Below are 20,361 nucleotides of genomic sequence, written 5' to 3'. Positions count from 1 at the left end.
GGAGCCTGTGAACGCTGTTTGGCCGCGGCAGTCGGCACAGCCAAATCCGTAAGGATCGGGCAATCTGGGCGGTCAGATCCCCAAGGCCTACRCCATAGGTCAGCAGTCGCCGCACGCCTTTGACCAGATGGCGGAGTACTCCGCCAAGCGCTGGGTGCGGCTGCCGTTCAGCGAGCAGGCCATCGCGGCGGACCCGCAGTTGAAGGTAACGCGGCTGAGCCAGTAATCCGGCGGCGTTGGGAGCGGGCCCGCCGGCCCCGCGCTGCCATCGATAGGCGATGGCCGTCCCTCGTCTGTTGACGTAAGACGGCGATACCTGTCCTGTCCGATGGCAGGACAGGCCGCCCAGGAAATCTACATCACCGAGACTGGTTTCGCACTGAACGACCCGCGATTCGGCGCAGGGATGCTTGACGATACGCAACGTGTCGAGCATCTTGGAAGCTACCTTCGCGCCGCGCATGACGCGATAGGCGGGGTGTGCGGCTAAAGGGCCAGTTCTACGGATCTGCCAAGCCGGTGGTGACCCATTTCACACGGATTGTGGCGCAGCAGTACGCGCCGCGCAGGTTCCATGGGCCGCGCACGCACGTGGCCCACGTGTGCACCGCTCTCGCGTCGGAAGCGGCGCCTATCTCACCGGCACCGAACTGCTGGTGGACGGTGGCATCATCGGTGAGTTGGTGTTGCGCGCCAACGCCGGCACGGCTGATGTGCGCTTGCCGCGCATCGGCCAACCCTGGACGACGCGCTACGCACCCAGGCACCCCTCCAACCGCTAGGCCGTGCGCCGCCCAGGCAACAGCCCGGCGTATTCCCGCCCCAGGTACGCCGCCGTATGTTCTAGCAGGAACGCACGGCAACCTTCGCTCGCAGGCATCAGCCGCTTGCTCGCCATGTGCACGATATGCCAGACGCGTTCGATCGGCGTGCCGGACACATCCAGCAGAGCAATCTCCTTGGTGCGCAATTCCAGTGACAGAGTGTGCAGTGACAACAGACTGATGCCCATGCCGGCCATCACGGCCTGCTTGATTGTTTCATTGCTGCCCAGAGTGACCACTTTGGCCGGCGCGAACAAGTGGTGCCTGAACATTTCCTCGGCCACCGTGCGGGTGCCGGAGCCGGGCTCGMGCAGCAGGAAGGTTTCGTGGCGCAGTTCTTGCAGATCGAAGCCCTCTGCCTCGAGCAGTGGATGCCGTGGCGAGGCCACTATCACGTGCGGGTGCGTGGCGATGGGTTCCGAGACGGCAACCAGCTCGCGCGGTGGCCGGCCCATCAGCGCGAGGTCGATTTCGTTGTCCTGCAKCAGGCGCAGCAGCGTCTCGCGGTTGCCTTCGGCGAAGCGAACGTCCACGTTCGGGTAGCGCGCCGAGTAGGCAGCGAGCAGCTTTGGCGCGAAATACTTGGCGGTGCTGATCAGCCCGATCGAGATCGAGCCCTGGTCAATGCCCTTGACGGCCTGCAGCCCGTCCTCGGCGTCTTTCACCTCACCTAGGATGCGCGAGGCGTGATGCAGGAGGCGGTCGCCGGCCTCGGTCAGGGTGAGCTGGCGGCTGACGCGCTCGAACAGCGGCAGCCCGACCACGGACTCGAGCTGCTTGACCTGCATTGAGACCGCCGGCTGGGTCAGGTGCAGTTCCTCGGCCGCCCGCACGAAGCTGGCGTGCCGGGCAACGGTGACGAAGATCTGCAACTGGCGAAGGGTGAGGGAACGGAGGAAGGACATGGCTGGCGTGCAACACCTTAAGGGATCCCTTATATGCTGGCTAAGAATATCTGAATTTACCTTATGGGGATAGCTGGGTATCTTTTCCCTCACGACGCCGCAATGCAGTCAGGCAGCCAAGTCGCCAACCCACGGGAAGGAAACACCATGAACGCACCTGAGACGATCCAAGCCACCGCCAAGCCGCGCAAGCGCTACGACGCCGGCGTGATGAAGTACAAGGAGATGGGCTATTGGGATGAAGGCTACGAGCCCAAGGACACCGATCTGCTCGCACTGTTCCGCATCACGCCGCAGGCGGGCGTGGATCCGGTCGAGGCTGCCGCCGCGGTAGCTGGCGAATCGTCCACCGCTACCTGGACGGTGGTGTGGACCGACCGCCTGACCGCCTGCGATATGTACCGGGCCAAGGCCTATCGCGTGGATCCGGTGCCGAACAATCCCGAGCAGTTTTTCTGCTACGTGGCGTACGACCTGTCGCTGTTCGAGGAAGGCTCGATCGCCAACCTGACCGCCTCCATCATCGGCAACGTGTTCAGCTTCAAGCCGATCAAGGCGGCCCGCCTGGAAGACATGCGTTTCCCAGTGGCCTATGTGAAGACCTTCGCCGGCCCGCCCACCGGCATCATTGTCGAGCGCGAGCGCCTTGACAAGTTCGGCCGCCCGCTGCTGGGCGCCACCACCAAGCCCAAGCTGGGGCTGTCGGGGCGCAACTACGGCCGCGTGGTCTATGAAGGCCTGAAGGGCGGGCTGGATTTCATGAAGGACGACGAGAACATCAATTCGCAACCCTTCATGCACTGGCGTGACCGCTTCCTGTTCGTGATGGATGCGGTCAACAAGGCATCCGCAGCGACCGGCGAGGTCAAGGGCAGCTACCTCAACGTGACCGCCGGCACCATGGAGGAGATGTACCGGCGCGCCGAGTTCGCCAAATCGCTCGGCTCGGTGATCGTCATGATCGACCTGATCGTGGGCTGGACCTGCATCCAGTCGATGAGCAACTGGTGCCACCAGAACGACATGGTGCTGCACTTGCACCGCGCTGGCCATGGCACCTACACACGCCAGAAAAATCACGGCGTGTCGTTCCGGGTGATCGCCAAATGGCTGCGCCTGGCCGGGGTCGATCATATGCATACGGGCACGGCGGTGGGCAAGCTCGAAGGCGATCCACTCACCGTGCAGGGCTATTACAACGTCTGCCGCGACGCTTATACGAAGACCGACCTGACGCGCGGGCTGTTCTTCGACCAGGACTGGGCCTCGTTGCGCAAGGTGATGCCGGTGGCCTCGGGCGGCATCCACGCAGGCCAGATGCACCAATTGCTCGACCTGTTCGGCGATGACGTCGTGCTGCAGTTCGGTGGCGGCACCATCGGCCACCCGCAAGGCATCCAGGCCGGCGCTACGGCCAATCGCGTGGCGCTGGAAGCGATGGTGCTGGCACGCAACGAAGGGCGCGATATTGCCAACGAGGGACCGGACATCCTGCGCGATGCCGCCAGGTGGTGCTCGCCGCTGCGGGCCGCGCTCGATACCTGGGGCGATATCAGCTTCAACTACACGCCGACCGACACCTCGGATTTCGTGCCCACCGCATCGGTGGCCTGAGCGCGCCGCGCGCCCTGATCGAGACCATCCGATACCAACGAACCAGAGACGAGGACATCATGCGCATTACGCAAGGCACTTTCTCCTTCCTGCCTGAGCTCACCGACGCACAGATCACCAGCCAGGTCGAGTACTGCCTGGGCAAAGGCTGGGCCGTCGGCATCGAATACACCGACGACCCGCATCCGCGCAACACGTACTGGGAGATGTTCGGCCTGCCGATGTTCGACCTGCGCGATGCCGCCGGCATCCTGCTGGAGGTCAACAACGCGCGCAAGACGTTCCCCAACCACTATATCCGCGTGATGGCCTTCGACGCGACCCATACGGTGGAGTCGGTGGTGATGTCGTTCATCGTCAACCGTCCCGCGGACGAGCCGGGCTTCCGCCTGGTGCGTCAGGAAGAGCCGGGCCGCACGGTGCGCTATTCGATCGAAAGCTACGCCGTGCAGGCTCGCCCCGAAGGCAGCCGTTATTAAGCCAGCCGACCTTTCGCCGACATTCAGGGAGGACGCCATGTCCGCGCCAGAATCCCCCTCGCACCTGCAGCCGCCCGGCACGCTGGCGGACCTGCTTGCCAGCTCGGGCATCGCCGGCTTGCTGGACCAGCTTGACCGCCAGCTGATCGGGCTGGCGCCGGTGAAATCGCGTATCCGCGATATCGCGGCGCTGCTGCTGGTTGACAAGCTGCGGGCGGCGCGCGGGTTCAGCGCCGGCGCGCCCAGCCTGCACATGTGCTTCACCGGCAATCCCGGCACCGGCAAGACCACCGTGGCCATGCGCATGGCGCAGATACTCCATCAGCTCGGCTATGTGCGCCGGGGACACCTGGTGGCAGTCACGCGCGATGACCTGGTCGGCCAGTACATTGGCCACACCGCGCCCAAGACCAAGGAAATCCTGAAGAAGGCGATGGGCGGCGTGCTGTTTATCGACGAGGCCTACTACCTCTACCGGCCCGAGAACGAGCGCGACTACGGCCAGGAAGCCATCGAGATCCTGCTGCAGGTGATGGAGAACAACCGGGACGACCTGGTGGTGATCCTGGCCGGCTACAAGGACCGCATGGACCGGTTTTTCGAATCCAATCCGGGCATGTCCTCGCGCATTGCCCATCACATCGATTTTCCCGACTACCAGGTCGACGAACTGGGCCAGATCGCGGACCTGATGCTGGATGCGATGCAGTACCGCTTCGACGCGCAGAGCCGTGCCGTCTTTGCCGACTACCTGGTGCGCCGCATGGCGCAGCCGCACTTTGCCAATGCCCGCAGCGTGCGCAACGCGCTCGACCGCGCGCGGCTGCGCCACGCTTCGCGCCTGCTGCGCGACCCCGGCGCGGTCGCCGACGACCTGGCGCTGACCACCATTACCGCCCCCGATCTGCTCGCCAGCCGCGTGTTCGCGCCGGCACCCGACAAGGAGTGAGCCATGCAAGCCCTGATCTTCGATGTCGACGGCAGCCTGGCCGATACGGAGTCCGCCCATCTCCATGCCTTCAATGCCGCGTTTGCCGAGGTCGGCCTCGACTGGTGCTGGGATGCGGCGCTCTACACGCGCCTGCTCAAGGTGGCCGGCGGCAAGGAGCGGCTGCTGCATTACTGGCGCATGGTGGATCCGGAGGAAGCCCGCGGCAGCAAGGTGGCTGAAACCATCGCGGCGGTGCACGCCATCAAGACCCGCCACTATGCCGAGCGCGTCGGCGGCGGCGCGCTGCCGCTGCGCCCCGGCATTGCGCGGTTGATCGAGGAGGCCGGCCAGTCCGGCACGCCCATCGCGATCGCCACCACCACCACGCCGGCCAACCTCGACGCGCTGCTGCGCGCGCCGCTGGGCGCGGGCTGGCGCCAGCACTTTGCCGCCATCTGCGACGCCGGCACCACCGCGGTAAAAAAGCCCGCGCCGGATGTCTACCTGGCGGTGCTGGCGCGGCTCGCCCTGGAAGCGGCCGACTGCCTGGCGCTGGAGGATTCCGAGAACGGCTTGCGCGCCGCGCAGGCGGCCGGCATTCCCACTGTGATCACGCCAACCGCCTATACCGCGCAGGAGCGCTTCGATGGCGCGCTGCTGGTGCTGCCGCATCTTGGTGATCCCGGCGAGCCGATGCCACAGCCCCTGCCGGGCGCTGACCACCGCTGGGCCGATCTGGCTGCGCTGCGCCGCTGGCATCGCGGCACCTTGTTCGAGGCTGCCTGATATGCGTACCCATGACCATGAAGGCGATGAAGGCGGAAAGAGCCGGACGATTCGCCTTGCGCCCTCCATCCTGTCCGCCGATTTCGCGCGACTGGGCGAGGAAGTGCGCGCGATCGAGGCAGCGGGTGCCGACCTGGTGCACTTCGACGTGATGGACAACCACTATGTGCCCAACCTGACCATCGGCCCCCTGGTGTGCGAGGCGATCCGCCCGCATGTCTCCATCCCCATCGACGTGCACCTGATGGTGGAGCCGGTCGATGCGCTGATCCCGATGTTCGCCAAGGCTGGCGCCTCGATCATCACCTTTCATCCGGAAGCGAGCCGTCATGTCGACCGCACGATCGGGCTGATTCGCGAGCACGGCTGCAAGGCCGGCCTGGTGTTCAATCCGGCCACGCCGCTGGACTACCTGGCCCACACGCTGGACCAGCTCGACATGGTGTTGCTGATGAGCGTGAATCCGGGCTTCGGCGGACAGCAGTTCATTCCAGGCACGCTCGCCAAGCTGCGCGAGGCGCGCGCCCGCATCGACCGGCACGTCAAGGCCGGCGGCCGGCCCGTCTGGCTGGAGGTCGACGGCGGCGTGAAGCGCGACAACATTGCCGACATCGCCCGTGCGGGCGCGGATACCTTCGTCGCCGGCAGCGCGGTATTCGGCGCGCCGGATCCGGACGGCGGCTATCGCGCCATTCTTCGGCATTTGCGCGAAGCCGCGCTGGCTTAGCGCGGCCCCGGCACGCAATGCAAAGACCGATAAAAAGAGGAGACCTGCCATGCCACAGCAAAACCAGCCACACCGAATGACCTTGACGCAGTTCCTGATTGAGGAGCGCCGCCGCTACCCGCAGGCCAGCGGCGGCTTCAATGGCCTGATACTCAACGTCGCCATGGCCTGCAAGGAGATCGCGCGCGCCGTCGCGCTTGGCGCGCTGGGCGGCCTGCATGGCAGCGCCGATGGCGCCGTCAACGTACAGGGCGAGACGCAGCAAAAGCTCGATGTGCTGAGCAATGCTGCCTTCCTGCGCGTCAACGAGTGGGGGGGCTACCTGGCCGGCATGGCGTCGGAGGAAATGGAGACGCCTTACCAGATCCCGTCGCAGTATCCGCGCGGCAAGTACCTGCTGGTGTTCGATCCGCTCGACGGCTCATCCAATATCGATGTCAACGTCTCGGTGGGCAGCATCTTCTCCGTGCTGCGCGCGCCGGAGGGCGTGGATGCGGTGGCCGAGCAGCATTTCCTGCAACCCGGCACGGCCCAGGTCGCGGCCGGCTACGCCATCTATGGTCCCACCACCATGCTGGTGCTCACCGTGGGCAATGGCGTCAACGGCTTCACGCTGGATCCCAACCTGGGCGAGTTCTTCCTCACCCACGCCAACCTGATGGTGCCGCCGGACACGCACGAGTTCGCCATCAATACCTCCAACAGCCGCTTCTGGGAGGCGCCGGTGCGGCAGTACATCGCCGAGTGCGTGGCGGGCAGGACCGGGCCGCGCGGCAAGGATTTCAACATGCGCTGGATTGCCTCGATGGTGGCCGAGGCGCACCGCATCCTGATGCGCGGCGGCGTCTTCATGTATCCACGCGACAGCAAGGACCCGGCCAAGGCCGGTCGCCTGCGCCTGCTGTACGAGGCCAACCCCATCGCGTTCCTGATGGAGCAGGCGGGCGGGCGCGCCAGCACCGGTCGGCAGCCGTTGATGTCGGTCCAGCCGGGCGCGCTGCACCAGCGCATCGGCGTGGTTTTCGGCTCGCGCAACGAGGTGGAGCGGATCGAGCGCTATCACAGCGATCCGCCCGGCGCCGAGCTTCCTAATCCCCTGTTCAACGAACGCAGCCTGTTCCGCGTCCCCGCCTGAGGTGCATGCTCATGTCCGAACGCTATCCCATCATCGCCATTACCGGTTCCTCCGGCGCCGGCACCACCTCCGTCACCCGCACCTTCGAGAACATCTTTCGCCGCGAAGGCGTGAAATCCGTGGTGATCGAGGGCGACAGCTTCCACCGCTACAACCGCGCCGAGATGAAGGTCCGGATGACCGAGGCGGAGCAGAGCGGCAATATGAACTTCAGCCACTTCGGCCCCGGCACCAACCTCTTTGGTGAGCTGGAAAACCTGTTCCGCACCTATGCGGAGTCCGGCACCGGCATGCGGCGCCGCTACCTGCACAACGCCGAGGAGGCTGCCGCCTGCCAGCAGGAACCGGGCACCTTTACCGCCTGGGAGCCGCTGCCGGATGACGCCGAGCTGCTGTTCTACGAGGGCCTGCACGGCGGCGTGGTGACCGACGAGGTCAATGTGGCCCGCTATCCCGACCTGCTGATCGGCGTGGTGCCGGTGATCAACCTGGAATGGATCCAGAAGCTGTGGCGCGACCAGAAGCAGCGTGGCTACTCGAGCGAGGCGGTGACCGACACCATCCTGCGGCGCATGCCGGACTACGTGAATTACATCTGCCCGCAATTCTCGCGTACCCACGTGAATTTCCAGCGCGTGCCGTGCGTGGATACCTCCAACCCGTTTATCGCCCGCGAGATTCCGGCGCCGGACGAAAGCATGGTGGTGATCCGCTTCGCCAACCCCAAGGGCATYGACTTCCAGTACCTGCTGAGCATGGTGCACGACTCCTTCATGTCGCGCGCCAATACCATCGTGGTTCCCGGCGGCAAGATGGAACTCGCCATGCAGCTGATCTTCACCCCCTTCGTGCTGCGCATGATGGAGCGCCGCCAGCGCGCCGACGAGTAAGGAGTCAAGCCATGAACGCACCAGAACGTATCGATCCGGCGGCGCGCTGCGCCCACGCGCTACGCTTTCTCGCGGCCGACGCGGTGGAGCAGGCCAGGTCTGGCCATCCGGGAGCGCCCATGGGCATGGCCGAGATGGCCGAAGTGCTGTGGCGGCATCACCTGCGCCATAACCCCGCCAACCCGGCATGGCCCGACCGTGACCGCTTCGTGCTCTCCAACGGCCATGCCTCCATGCTGCTGTACGGGTTGCTCCACCTGAGCGGCTACGCGCTGCCGATGGCGCAGCTGCGCCAGTTTCGCCAGTTGCATTCGGCCACGCCGGGGCATCCGGAAGTCGGCCACACGCCGGGCATCGAGACCACCACCGGCCCGCTCGGGCAGGGTCTGGCCAACGCGGTTGGCATGGCGCTGTCGGAGAGGCTGCTGGCCGCGCACTTCAATCGGCCGGGCCATKCCATCGTGGATCACCACACCTATGTGTTCCTCGGTGATGGCTGCCTGATGGAGGGCATCAGCCACGAAGCCTGTTCGTTGGCGGGGACGCTGCGGCTCGGCAAGCTGATCTGCCTGTACGACKACAACGGCATCTCCATCGACGGCGAGGTGTCGGGCTGGTTTGCCGACGACACGCCGCGGCGCTTCGAAGCCTACGGCTGGCATGTGATCCCGAACGTCGATGGCCATGATGCCCGCGCCATCGATGGGGCCATCCGCCAGGCCAAGGCGCAGGGCGAGCGTCCAACGCTGATCTGCTGCAAGACGGTGATCGGCAAGGGCGCGCCGGCCAAGGCCGGCGGGCACGACGTGCATGGCGCGCCGCTGGGCGCGCAGGAGATCGCCGCCATGCGCGAAACGCTCGCCTGGGAGGCCGAGCCCTTCACGGTGCCACCCGACGTGGCGGCCGCCTGGGACGCGCGTGCGCTGGGCGCCGAGCGCGAGGCGGACTGGAACGCACGTTTCGCCTGGTACAGCATGGCGTATCCGGAGCTGGCCACGGAGTTCCTGCGCCGCGACCGGGGCAGGTTGCCGGAAGGATTCGAGGCCGGGTTGATGGCCTTGCTGGAGACACCATCGGCCCTGCACGGCAAGATCGCCACGCGCAAGGCATCGCAACTCACGCTGGAAGCGCTGAGCGCCGCCTTGCCCGAGCTGCTGGGCGGCTCGGYCGACCTGACTGGCTCCAACCTGACCGACGTGAAGGCCTCGGTGTGGGTCAACCACGCCGGGCAGGGCAACTACGTCAGCTACGGCGTGCGCGAGTTCGGCATGGCAGCGGTCATGAACGGCATGGCCCTGCACGGCGGGTTGATTCCGTACGGTGGCACGTTCATGGTGTTCTCCGACTATTCCCGAAACGCCATCCGCATGGCCGCGCTGATGCGGCAACGCGTGATCCATGTGCTCACCCATGACTCGATCGGTCTGGGCGAGGACGGTCCCACCCACCAGCCGGTCGAGCACGCGGCCAGCTTGCGGCTGATCCCGAACAACCAGGTCTGGCGCCCTTGCGACGGCGTGGAAACCGCGCTGGCCTGGCTGGACGCGGTGCAGCGCGGCGACGGGCCGAGCTGCCTGCTGCTGTCGCGCCAGGCGCTGACGCCGTTCACGCGTGATGGCGGGCAACTTGCCGGCATCCGGCGCGGCGGCTATGTGCTGCAAGACGCGCAGGCGCCTCAGGCGGTGCTGATCGCTACCGGTTCGGAAGTGGAGATCGCGGTGCGTGCCGCTGCCCACCTGGCCGAGGAAGGGATCCACACGCGCGTGGTGTCGATGCCCTGCGTGGAGCGCTTTCAGGCGCAGGATGCGGCCTACCGGGAAGCGGTACTGCCGCCCGGTGTGCCGCGCATCAGCGTGGAGGCCGGCGTCACCTGGTTCTGGCGCGCGGTAGTGGGCGAGCAGGGCGCCACGGTGGGAATCGATACCTTCGGTGCCTCGGCACCAGCCGAAGCGCTGTACCAGCACTTCGGCCTGACGCCGGCGCGGGTCGCGGATACCGCGCGTTCTCTGCTGGGGAGGCCRTGATGCGCATCGCAGCGGACATGCCTTACACCGCGGTGCTGGTCGACCTCGACGGCACCCTGATTGATACGGCGCACGACATCGTGGAGGCTGCCAACCGCATGCTGGACGAACTGGGCCGCGCGCCATTGCCCTTTGACATCATCAGCGGCTTTATTGGCAAGGGTGTGCCCAACCTGGTGCGGCGCGTGCTGGAGACCGCGCCAAGCGGCGATCGGGATGGYGCTGATTCCGCCGAGGCGGTGTTCCACCGCCACTACGCAGAAGTCAACGGGCACCTTGGCCGCGTTTTCCCCGGCGTGCAGGCCGGGCTGGAGGCCTTGCAGCAACAGGGCTACCGGCTCGCGTGCGTGACCAACAAGCCCAGAGCGCTGGCAGCGCCACTGCTGGCCGTGACCGGGCTGGCCAGGTACCTGGAGGTTCTGGTCGGCGGCGACTCGATCGCGCGGATGAAGCCGGACCCCGAGCCGCTGCGCCATGCTTGCCGGCTGCTGCAGGCGGATGAGCGGCGCAGCGTGCTGGTCGGCGATTCGGCGGTTGACGTGGCCGCGGCGCGCGCCGCAGGCATGCCGGTCTTCCTGGTGCGGTACGGCTATGCCGGCCCCGGCGGCGTTGCCGCGTTGGGTGGCGATGCGGTGATCGATTCGCTGGAAGACCTGCCGGCACTGCTTGCGCCTGCGTGCCGGATGCTGGCCTGAGTCGGGCAGGCAGAGCGAAGCAGAGCAACGATAGATCAAGCCACGCAGAAGCCAGATAGCGACACGCCAACCCTCTCCGCCAGGACCCCGCGGTGACGATCCCCGCGGACGTGGTGTGTGCCAAGGCGTTCAGCGCCAGCGTCAAGTACGGTATCGCGGAGCAGGTCGGCTATATCTCGACAGGTGGCGGCGCCTTCCTCGAATTCCTGGAGGGCAAGACACTGCCGGCCTTCGAGGTGCTGGAGCAGCGGGCTGCCGCCTGACGGGCGCCCTTGTCATACCGAATTTGCGAATTCGCCAAATCAGCGTCAACCCACGGAGTTCCATCATGTCACTCGTATCCCTGCGCCAGTTGCTGGACCACGCGGGAGAGTTCGGCTACGGCGTGCCGGCTTTCAACGTCAATAACCTCGAACAGATCCACGCCATCATGGAAGCCGCCGAGGAGAGCGGCAGCCCGGTCATCCTGCAGGCCTCGGCCGGCGCGCGCAAATATGCCGGCGAGGCCTACCTGCGCCATATGGTGCTGGCTGCGGCGGAGACGCATCCGGATATTCCCATCGTGCTGCACCAGGATCACGGCGCCAGCCCGGCGGTGTGCCAGGCCTCGATCCGCTCGGGCTTTACCAGCGTGATGATGGACGGTTCGCTGCGCGAAGWCATGAAGACGCCGTCGGACTACGCTTACAACGTCGACGTGACCCGCCGCGTCTGCGAGATGGCGCACGCGGTAGGAGTCTCGGTCGAGGGCGAACTGGGTTGCCTGGGCTCGCTCGAAACCGGGCAAGCCGGCGAGGAGGATGGCGTTGGTGCCGCTGGCATCCTGTCGCACGACATGATGCTGACCGACCCGGACCAGGCGCGCGACTTCGTCGCCCGCACCGGCGTGGATGCGCTGGCCATCGCCATTGGCACCAGCCACGGCGCCTACAAATTTTCGCGCAAGCCGACCGGCGACATCCTGGCGATGGACCGCATCCGCGAGATCCATCAGAAGATTCCCGACACCCACCTGGTCATGCATGGTTCCAGTTCGGTGCCGCAGGAGTGGCTGGAGATCATTCGCCAGTACGGTGGCGAGATCAAGGAGACCTATGGCGTGCCGGTCGAGGAAATCCTGCGCGGCATCAAGACCGGTGTGCGCAAGGTGAATATCGATACCGATATCCGCCTGGCAATGACCGGCGCCATCCGCAAGTCCCTCGCCGACGACCGCAGCGAGTTCGATCCGCGCAGGGCATTGCTGGCTGCCAAGAAGGGCGCCAAGAGCGTGGTGCGGTTGCGCTTCGAGGCGTTCGGCTGCGCCGGACAGGCATCGAAGATCAAACCGGTGCCGCTGGAAAAGCTGGTGCCGCGCTACCGCTAGGCGAGGCGAGCCGTCCCGCGTGCCCGGCAACGCGCCAGACCATCCCCGCACTATGGAGCGCGGGCGCGGGTCTGGCGCTCTGTCGTGTTGCACGGATCGATGTTCCGCGCGGGACAGCTTGTGCGCCATGCCTGTCGCAGACTGTCACCATGGCGGAGGTGCCGGCACCCCGCCTTGGGCCGCGCCGCGCTGGCACGGAACGTGAATGTGCCAAGGCGGATTCATCAGCCTTGGAGTGGCGGCTATGTGGGTAGTAAAACTCGGCGGCAGCCTTGGCCGCGACCCGTTGTTGCGCGAGTGGCTGCAGGAGCTGAGTGAGCTCGGCGGCGGCCGCATCGTGGTGGTGCCGGGAGGCGGCGGCTTCGCGGGGCAGGTGCGCGAGTACCGGGCGCAGTGGGCGTTCGACCATGTGGTGGCGCACAATATGGCGGTGCTGGCCATGGCCCAGTACGGGCTGATGATGCAGGGCATGTGCCCGGGCATGTCGCTGGCGGTGCACGAGAAAGACATCCAGGGCGTGCTGCGCAACGCCGGCGTGGCCGTGTGGGCACCGTTTTCGCTGTTGCGCGAGCAGGCCGACGAGATGACGCACCCAGGCGTCGGTTCGGACAGCATGGCCGCGTGGCTGTCGAACCGCCTCAACGCCGAGATGCTGCTGCTGGTCAAATCCACGCCGGCCGATGCCGGCCAGCCGGTGGAGCAATATGCCGCACAAGGGCTGGTGGACCGGCGCTTCGCGCATTTCACGCGTGGCGCGCCATATCCTATCGAATTTCTGCACAAGAGCGAGCTGGCGCGCATGCGCGAACTGCTGCTGCATCCGGCTGCCGGCTGACGGCTATTGGCGCCTGGCTACCGGCTACGGTGTGCGATGCTTGATGCGCAGGCCGGCCGCGGTCGGCCTGCGCATGTCCGCCGATCAGCTATGCGCAGCGAAAGGATGCGCTGAACTCTGCTTCTTGGCTACCACTTCGGCGGCGCTCGGCCAGCCCCCCACGGCGCGCTGGATCGCTTCGCGCGTGGCCTGGTAGTTGTAGTCCTGGATCTTGGTGTCGTCCTCGGCCTGCCAGTGGATGAACACGCCCACGCTGATAAACAGGTCGTCGGCTTCGGCGGCGGGAATGGTGCCGTCTTCCACGCTATCCGCCACCGCCATGGCAACGCCGCGCTGGGCCGGGCCGAACATCTGCACGGCCTGCTTGGCGCCCTTGATGGTGACCTTGTTGAACAGCACGGTATTGGGCTTGGCCTGCAGGTTCGGCGCCACCACGGCGAGCAACGAGGTGAAGCCGTCCTTGTTGTTGGTCAGCGCGTTGCAGAAGGCGGTCTCGGCAGCCGAGCCGCGCGGCCCAAGGATCAGGTCGATATGCGCGACCTCGTTGCCGTCGCCGACCAGCGATTCGCCAACACGAACACGATCGATTTTTGCCATTTGCGAGTCTCCCGGATAGAGGATGTTCAGGAAAAGAAAAGAAGGCGCAATGTGTCCCCCCGGGCTTTACCTAACACGTTCCATGCCAAGCCTGGGCACGGCGTGAAAGGCGGGTAGGAAGGACAGGGTCCGAGAGCGATAGGGGCTGCGATCATTGCGCCGGCGGCGGTGAGAGCGGCGCAGATGGATGACCGTCGCTCAGGCGTCTGTGCCAGACGCGTGCCTGAAGGGCCTCCGTCAGGCCGGCGGCGGAGACCGAGCAGAAGGGGTGGCCGGCAGCCACATAGCTGCCGGGAACGGGAATGTCGTGGCACCAGCCAGTGCGCATCAGCGCGACAGTGAGCGCGGCGTTGATCTGCGCGGGGTCTTGCGCAAAGACATGCTGGAAGCCGCGCACGCCGGTCTGCCGCGCCGCCGGTGGCTCGGGCGTTTCGCCGCGGCAGGCCTGCAGGTGCGCGTGCATCAGGCCAAGCGGATAGGCGTTGGTATAGAGCGCCATGCTGGCCGGCGGCCGCGGGTTCACTTCAAGCACCATGATGTCCGGCGCGTCGAACAGGAAGTCGATGCTGTTCAGGCCCACCAGGCTGGTTTCGCGCGCGATGCATTGGATGATCTCGACGAGACGCGCGGTGGTGCTTGCCGGCAGCATCGCTGGGCCTGCAGCGCCGTGGAACAGATAGGGGCAGTCGTGGTGCGAGCCGATGCGCTGCAGGCTGATGCCGACCAGGTGGACGCCGCGGCGGTGAGCAACAAATAGCGCGGACATCGGCAGGCCGGGTCCTTGCCGCTGGAAGTACCGAGTGCCGTCGGCGGCGTCGGCAGCGTTGGCATCTGCGCTGGCCAGCTGGCGGATATGCGAGCCGCCGGTGCCGCCGACAGCTTTGCACAGCCAGCCTGCCGGCTCGCGCGGCATCTCCATGGTGGTTTCCGGATGCGGAATGCCGAGCGCGGCCAGCAACCGGAAGAAGGCGCCGGGCTGCTTGACGCCGCGCACGGTGGCGGCACTGTTGCCGAGCAGCGGCACCAGCGCGTGGCCGGCGTCGAGCAGATCGGGTCGTTGTTCGAAGCCGCTACCGGCAACCCAGCCAAACGGATGCACGGTGTCGCGCAAGCGGCGCAGCGCGGCGAGCACGTGCTCGCCGTCGAGCGCCATCGACCCGGTGGCGCCGATCGGCTCCCAGCGCTGCGCGACATGCCGCGTGTCGGCATCGCCGAACAGGTCCAGTGCGGCCACGCGCAAGCCGGCTTGCGCTGCGGACTCGGCCATCATCCGCGATGACAGGGCGGCGACGATGAGGGTCTGGGAGGGCATGGTGGGTCAGGGTGGTTCGGTGGGCATTTCGCGCGCGGGGTCCGGCATATCGGCTGCGATGCCGGCGTCGGTGCCAGCGTCGATGTGGCGCTCGCATTCGCTACAAAAAGCAATCGGCATACCAAGCGAGCCACGCGCGTGGGATCGGGGGAGAATCGGGCCTGTTGCAAGCGTMGGGGCCTTGCACTGTCACGGCCATTGTTCCGCTTTTCGCACAGGCTGTCCCGCGTCCGGCGACGCCATTGGACAAGGGCGTGATCAGCAGGATAGGTAAGGGGCGCGAGGGGCTGCCAGCCCCCTCGGTGTGGCACGCAGGGCGGCGCCGCTACGATTGCTCGGACGTCTCGGCCTGCGCCAGGTTGATATGCAGCCGATGTATCTTGCGGTACAGCGTGTTCCGGCTGATGGAGAGCGAGCGGGCTACGGTGCTGACATTCCAGCGGTGCTTGTGGAGCAGGCCAAGGATGGTGTCGCGTTCGTTCAGTTGGATGGCATTGAACTGCGCCAGCGCCTTGGCTTCATCGTCTGGCATATTGGGCTGCGCCGCCATGGCCGGCTCGCGGGGCGCGCCGGCTTCCCCCGCGCCTTGCACGATTTCCGCCGGCAGGTGCTGGCAAGCGATGGTGTCGCCGTCGCACAGTGCCAGGGCGGTGCGCAGCACATGGCGCAACTGCCGGAGATTGCCGGGCCAGGGGTAGCGCAGCAGCGCCTGCACGGCGTCCGGCGCCAGCGTCGGTGCCTGGTCCGGCTCCGCCTCCTCGGCGAGGATGTGCTGCATCAGCGTGAGCCGGTCGGTGCGCTCGCGCAGCGGCGGCAGGCGCAACTCGATGCCGTTGAGCCGGTAGAACAAGTCTTCGCGGAACTGGCCGCTCTGCACCAGTTCGGCCAGGTTGCGGTGGCTGGCGCTGACCAGCTGGAAGTCGACCTTGACCACCGCCTCCGAGCCGAGCGGCGAGACCTGACGTTCTTCCAGGACGCGCAGCAGGCGGGACTGCAACGTCATGGGCATGTCGCCGATCTCGTCCAGGAACAGCGTGCCGCCGTTGGCCTGGATGATCTTGCCGCGCCGGCCTTCGCGCTGGGCGCCGGTAAACGCGCCGGCGCGGTAGCCGAATAATTCGCTTTCGATCAGGTTCTCCGGCAGCGAGGCACAGTTGATGGCGACAAAGGCGCGCTCACGCGCCGGGCTCATCTGGTGCAGGGCATTGGCGAAGACCTCCTTGCCGCTGCCGGTCTCCCCGTGCAGCAGGATGGGGATGCGCCGGGTGATCACGCGCTGCGCCAGCCGGACCTGCGCTTCCATCTGCGGGTCGCCAAAGGCCAGTCTGGTGGACGGTGCCACCGTGGCCGGGGCACGCGGGACAGCCGTCGGGGGTTCCACGCTGGCCGCTCGCGGCGCGGCTTGGGTGTTGGCCGCTCTCGCGCCGCCAATGGTGCCGCCGCTGGTGCCGAGGTTCGGCTGCTGGGCCACCATGAAGAAGCGGTTCGACGCGCTCGCGCGATAGACCGGCACCGGATGGAAGGAGTTGCGCGCGCACCGCGCCAGGATTTCGTCGAGCGAGGTCTTGAACAATTCGTCGATCTGTTTGCCGAGCAGGGCAGACAGCGAGCGAAAATCCAGCTGGAACAGCGCGCTGCGATTGGCTGCCAGCACCCTGCCGCTGTCGTCGATCGCGAGCTTGCCTTCGTGCAGCGTGTTGACGAGTTCGGGGCGGCTGTGGAAATGGATCTGGTGCGCGTGCTTGAACCGCTCGTCCATCAAGCGGTTTTCAATCATCTGGCGGGACATGCCGACCAGCACCAGCGAATGCTGCTGCAGCAGCGGCGAGCGGCTGGTGACGTCGAGCACGGCGGTCAGTTCGCCGCGATCGTTGAAGATCGGCGAGGCCGAGCACGTCAGCGAGGTGTACTGCGCGAAATAGTGTTCATTCTGACGCACCGCAACAGGCTCGGCTTCGATCAGGCAGGTGCCCATGCCGTTAGTGCCGGCCTCGCGCTCGCTCCAGACCGCGCCGGTGYGCAAACCCAGGGGTTCCACGTCCTGCGAGAAACCGACCGACGACACCATATGCACGATGACGCCATCCATATCGGTCAGCACCACGGCCAGCTCGGGATCGGCGAGCTGCTGGTAGAGCGTGGTCATCTCCAGCTTGGCGCAGGCGATCAGGTCGCTCATGCGGTCGCGCCGCTCGTTGAACTCCGGCTGGGTCAGGATCGGAGGCATGCGCTGCTGCGCAGGGTCCAGCTGGAAGTCCCGCAGGCAGCGCGCCCAGGAGCGTGTCACCACCGAGCTGTTCTGCGTGCCGCATAACTGTCCGTTGACGACATTGAGAATCTGCGCGACGTGGTGACTGGCGGACTGAAGTGTTGTCACCGAGCTCCTCCTTTTAGCCTGCGGGCTCTTTTGTGCGGTGCAATCTGGCGTGGCGCGAACTGTTGCTATGCAATAGCCGCAGTGCAATCGCTGCGATGCAATAAAGAAACCGGCGCCTGTAGTTATGCKGATGGAAGCCGATCTTGTGTAACGAGGTGACACTATAGGCCGGACTTCCGATCGCATCAACGGGGCGGAAACCCTCAGGTTTCCCGGCGGCGCCGAATTCAGCGCGCGGCCCGCGTCGCCAGCGAAACACCGCAGGCGCGCAGCGCATCGTCCTGGATGCCGCGATAGCGCTTGGCGGCGTGCTTGCCGTATTCCGGATCGCGGAATATCGCGCCGCCTTCGCCGCCAAGCGTGGCGTACTTGGCGAAGGTAGACGATTCGACATACTCGTCATATGGCAGTTGCGCCGCGATCCGGTCGATCGCGCACGAACACTTGTGCAGGTACACGTAGGCACCGCCGTTTCTTGCCATGCACTCGCCCACATATTCGACGCGGGCGGTAGTGGGGTAGTTGTTGGCAGGCAGGTCTTGAGCGGTTTGCGCGTCGGCGGGAGCCATGGACAATGCCGCCAGCACGCAGGCAAGCTGCCGGAGGCCGAAGATGGAGGGCTGCATGCGGGGGTCTCCTCGTAGTGTGCGCTTTCTGTGGAACGTCTTGTGCAATCTTGTCCCAATAACGATGCAAGTCGCGCGCCATCCCGCCACGGTGCCGCGCGAACCCGCTACGCCGTCTTTCTGGTCCAGTTCTGACACATATTGTCCCGGCCTCGCACCCCCGCCTGGAACGAATGCGAGCGCTTCGTGCCGGCCGGGCGACGCAGCGTGATTGCCTGCCGGGCACGAAGCGCTCAAGACCCACCGCACACTCGCCATGCAAGCGGCGACTGCGCGGCTCGGGCATGGATCGTGCAGAAGCCTGCGCGGCACCTTTCCKACGGCTGCCAGGTTCGCAACCCGCGCAATCAGTTTTAGTTGAGGAGCCGGAGGCGGCGCGCAGGAAGCGGGATCCAGACTTTGTCACGTAAAGAAAGACGGAGGAGACATGAAATTCCGGACCATGATGGTGGGGATGGCGATGCTTGCCACAGCCACCGCGTCATTTACCGCACGCGCGGATGCCGAGCTGGACAAGCTGGTGGCCAATCCGGCCAATTGGGCAGCACAGGCTGGCGACTATGCCAACCATCGTTACAGCGAGCTCAAGCAGGTCAACGCCGGCAACGTGAAAAACCTGCAGGTTGCGTGGACGGTGTCCACCGGCGTGCTGCGAGGCCACGAAGGCTCGCCGCTGGTGATCGGCGACACGATGTTCATCCACTCGCCGTTTCCGAACAAGGTGATCGCGATCAACCTGAAGGACCAGTCTTTMAAGTGGAAGTACGAGCCCAAGCAGGAAAACAACGTGGTGCCGGTGATGTGCTGCGACACCGTCAACCGCGGCCTGGCCTACGGCGATGGCAAGATCCTGCTGCAGCAGGCCGACACCACCCTGGTGGCGCTCGATGCGAAGACCGGCAAGGTCATGTGGACCGTCAAGAACGGCGATCCCAAGGTCGGTGAGACCAATACCAACGCCCCGCACGTCTTCAAGGACAAAGTCATCACCGGCATCTCCGGCGGCGAATTCGGCGTGCGCGGCCGCCTGCTCGCCTATGACCTGAAGACGGGCAAGAAGATCTGGACCGCTTTTAGCACCGGCCCCGACAACGAGCTGCTGTTCGATCCTGCAACCACCATGACCTGGACCGACGGCAAGATGGCGCCGGTCGGCAAGGACTCCTCGGTCAAGACCTGGAAGGGCGACCAGTGGAAGCTGGGCGGCGGCACCACCTGGGGCTGGTATGCCTACGATCCGAAGCTGAACCTGGTCTACTACGGCAGCGGCAACCCGGGCACGTGGAATCCGGCGCAGCGCCCGGGCGACAACAAGTGGTCGATGACGCTGTTCGCGCGGGACCTGGATACCGGCAAGGCCAAGTGGGTCTACCAGATGACGCCGCACGACGAGTGGGACTACGACGGCGTCAACGAGAACGTGCTGGCCGACCTGGACATCAAGGGCAAGAAGGTACCCACGCTGGTGCACCTGGACCGCAACGGTTTCGGCTACACGCTCAACCGCGAGACCGGCGAATTGCTGGTGGCGGAGAAATACGACCCGACCATCAACTGGGCATCCAAGATCGACATGAAGAGCGGGCGCCCCATCGTCAACGCCAAGTACTCGCCCGCCACCACGGGCCCGGATGTCGACGTCAAAGGCATCTGCCCGTCGGCGCTCGGCACCAAGGACCAGCAGCCGATGAGCTACGATCGCAAGTCGGGCATTTTCCTGGTGCCGACCAACCACGTCTGCATGGACTATGAACCCTTCCAGGTCGAGTACACCGCGGGCCAGCCCTATGTAGGAGCGACCCTGTCGATGTACGCGACGCCGAAGAGCCATGGCGGCATGGGCAATTTCATTGCCTGGGATGCCGCCGCCGGCAAGATCCTGTGGTCCAAGCCGGAGCGCTTCTCGGTCTGGTCGGGCGCGCTGGCGACGGCGGGTGATATTGCCTTCTACGGCACGCTTGAGGGCTATGTGAAGGCCGTCAATATCAAGGACGGGAAGGAGCTGTGGAAGTTCAAGACCCCCTCCGGGGCCGGCATTGGCATGGCGGCAGGGCTGGAGAAGGCGAACGAAGGTCTGGGCGCGGTAGGCGGCTACAAGGATCTGGCGAAGTACACCGATCTCGGCGGCACGCTGTTCGTCTTCGCGCTGCCTACCACCTGATGCCGGTCTTGCTCACCCCCACGATACGCAGTCTGCAATAAGCGAAGCGGCGGCCCGGCGCGGCCGCCTGCCAAGCG

General features: G+C 65.8%; 19 protein-coding genes and 1 pseudogene. 15 read left to right on the top strand and 5 right to left on the bottom strand.

Annotated features, from left to right (window positions below):
- The first annotated feature begins 127 nt into the window (after nucleotides 1-127).
- Complete coding sequence (locus AC1DS3_RS14475; RefSeq protein ID WP_441633027.1) at nucleotides 128-226, top strand: aculeacin A acylase; 99 nt, start codon at nucleotides 128-130, stop codon at nucleotides 224-226.
- A 376-nt stretch (nucleotides 227-602) separates the two neighbouring features.
- On the top strand, nucleotides 603-782 hold the full coding sequence (locus tag AC1DS3_RS14470; protein WP_441633025.1) for a hypothetical protein: 180 nt from the start codon (nucleotides 603-605) through the stop codon (nucleotides 780-782).
- On the opposite strand, the gene AC1DS3_RS14465 is transcribed toward AC1DS3_RS14470, so the two are convergent.
- Nucleotides 779-1,729 (bottom strand): LysR substrate-binding domain-containing protein, encoded by a 951-nt coding sequence (locus AC1DS3_RS14465; RefSeq protein ID WP_477127414.1) that lies wholly within the window; start codon nucleotides 1,727-1,729, stop codon nucleotides 779-781. The genes AC1DS3_RS14470 and AC1DS3_RS14465 overlap by 4 nt on opposite strands.
- A gap of 147 nt (nucleotides 1,730-1,876) precedes the next feature.
- On the opposite strand from AC1DS3_RS14465, the gene AC1DS3_RS14460 reads away from it, so the two are divergent.
- From AC1DS3_RS14460 to AC1DS3_RS14405, 12 genes and pseudogenes are all read left to right on the top strand, one after another.
- On the top strand, nucleotides 1,877-3,343 hold the full coding sequence (locus AC1DS3_RS14460; protein ID WP_477127413.1) for a form I ribulose bisphosphate carboxylase large subunit: 1,467 nt from the start codon (nucleotides 1,877-1,879) through the stop codon (nucleotides 3,341-3,343).
- Between the two features lie 59 nt (nucleotides 3,344-3,402).
- Nucleotides 3,403-3,822, top strand: coding sequence for a ribulose bisphosphate carboxylase small subunit (locus AC1DS3_RS14455; protein WP_416048518.1), 420 nt, complete (start codon nucleotides 3,403-3,405; stop codon nucleotides 3,820-3,822).
- Between the two features lie 37 nt (nucleotides 3,823-3,859).
- Nucleotides 3,860-4,771: a CbbX protein gene (gene cbbX / locus AC1DS3_RS14450; RefSeq protein ID WP_441633019.1), complete on the top strand. Its 912-nt coding sequence runs from the start codon at nucleotides 3,860-3,862 to the stop codon at nucleotides 4,769-4,771.
- A 3-nt stretch (nucleotides 4,772-4,774) separates the two neighbouring features.
- Nucleotides 4,775-5,539: an HAD-IA family hydrolase gene (locus AC1DS3_RS14445; RefSeq protein WP_441633017.1), complete on the top strand. Its 765-nt coding sequence runs from the start codon at nucleotides 4,775-4,777 to the stop codon at nucleotides 5,537-5,539.
- 1 nt (nucleotide 5,540) lies between these two features.
- Nucleotides 5,541-6,266, top strand: a complete 726-nt coding sequence (gene rpe, locus AC1DS3_RS14440) for a ribulose-phosphate 3-epimerase (protein ID WP_441633015.1) — start codon at nucleotides 5,541-5,543, stop codon at nucleotides 6,264-6,266.
- Between the two features lie 49 nt (nucleotides 6,267-6,315).
- Complete coding sequence (locus tag AC1DS3_RS14435) at nucleotides 6,316-7,401, top strand: class 1 fructose-bisphosphatase (protein WP_441633013.1); 1,086 nt, start codon at nucleotides 6,316-6,318, stop codon at nucleotides 7,399-7,401.
- 11 nt (nucleotides 7,402-7,412) lie between these two features.
- Nucleotides 7,413-8,291 carry a phosphoribulokinase gene (locus AC1DS3_RS14430; RefSeq protein ID WP_441633011.1) on the top strand — a complete coding sequence of 293 codons (879 nt, stop codon included), beginning with the start codon at nucleotides 7,413-7,415 and terminating at the stop codon, nucleotides 8,289-8,291.
- 11 nt (nucleotides 8,292-8,302) lie between these two features.
- Nucleotides 8,303-10,315 carry a transketolase gene (tkt, locus tag AC1DS3_RS14425; RefSeq protein ID WP_477127412.1) on the top strand — a complete coding sequence of 671 codons (2,013 nt, stop codon included), beginning with the start codon at nucleotides 8,303-8,305 and terminating at the stop codon, nucleotides 10,313-10,315.
- On the top strand, nucleotides 10,315-11,010 hold the full coding sequence (gene gph, locus AC1DS3_RS14420) for a phosphoglycolate phosphatase (RefSeq protein ID WP_441633007.1): 696 nt from the start codon (nucleotides 10,315-10,317) through the stop codon (nucleotides 11,008-11,010). Before tkt ends, gph begins: the two co-directional genes overlap by 1 nt.
- 131 nt (nucleotides 11,011-11,141) lie before the next feature.
- A pseudogene (pgk, locus tag AC1DS3_RS14415) lies at nucleotides 11,142-11,273 on the top strand (phosphoglycerate kinase); the annotation flags it as partial.
- 65 nt (nucleotides 11,274-11,338) lie between these two features.
- Nucleotides 11,339-12,376 (top strand): class II fructose-bisphosphate aldolase, encoded by a 1,038-nt coding sequence (gene fba, locus AC1DS3_RS14410; protein WP_477127411.1) that lies wholly within the window; start codon nucleotides 11,339-11,341, stop codon nucleotides 12,374-12,376.
- A gap of 244 nt (nucleotides 12,377-12,620) precedes the next feature.
- Nucleotides 12,621-13,211 carry an amino acid kinase family protein gene (locus AC1DS3_RS14405; RefSeq protein ID WP_441633003.1) on the top strand — a complete coding sequence of 197 codons (591 nt, stop codon included), beginning with the start codon at nucleotides 12,621-12,623 and terminating at the stop codon, nucleotides 13,209-13,211.
- 84 nt (nucleotides 13,212-13,295) lie between these two features.
- On the opposite strand, the gene fae is transcribed toward AC1DS3_RS14405, so the two are convergent.
- The 4 genes from fae to AC1DS3_RS14385 form a co-directional block, all read right to left on the bottom strand.
- Nucleotides 13,296-13,808, bottom strand: coding sequence for a formaldehyde-activating enzyme (gene fae, locus AC1DS3_RS14400; protein WP_253932662.1), 513 nt, complete (start codon nucleotides 13,806-13,808; stop codon nucleotides 13,296-13,298).
- Nucleotides 13,809-13,959: 151 nt separating this feature from the next.
- Nucleotides 13,960-15,120: an ATP-grasp domain-containing protein gene (locus AC1DS3_RS14395; RefSeq protein WP_477127410.1), complete on the bottom strand. Its 1,161-nt coding sequence runs from the start codon at nucleotides 15,118-15,120 to the stop codon at nucleotides 13,960-13,962.
- A gap of 325 nt (nucleotides 15,121-15,445) precedes the next feature.
- Nucleotides 15,446-17,497, bottom strand: a complete 2,052-nt coding sequence (locus tag AC1DS3_RS14390; protein WP_477127409.1) for a sigma-54-dependent Fis family transcriptional regulator — start codon at nucleotides 17,495-17,497, stop codon at nucleotides 15,446-15,448.
- A gap of 227 nt (nucleotides 17,498-17,724) precedes the next feature.
- Entirely contained in the window at nucleotides 17,725-18,123 is a 399-nt protein-coding gene (locus AC1DS3_RS14385; RefSeq protein WP_441632997.1) for a hypothetical protein, read from the bottom strand.
- A gap of 427 nt (nucleotides 18,124-18,550) precedes the next feature.
- Here AC1DS3_RS14385 and AC1DS3_RS14380 point away from each other — a divergent pair, with 427 nt between their 5' ends.
- Nucleotides 18,551-20,284 (top strand): methanol/ethanol family PQQ-dependent dehydrogenase, encoded by a 1,734-nt coding sequence (locus AC1DS3_RS14380; RefSeq protein WP_477127408.1) that lies wholly within the window; start codon nucleotides 18,551-18,553, stop codon nucleotides 20,282-20,284.
- Nucleotides 20,285-20,361: the final 77 nt, after the last annotated feature.

This window comes from Cupriavidus sp. 01L46 (assembly GCF_056399905.1).
Note: the sequence above shows the minus strand (reverse complement) of the source record. Positions and strands in the feature narration are given on the sequence as shown.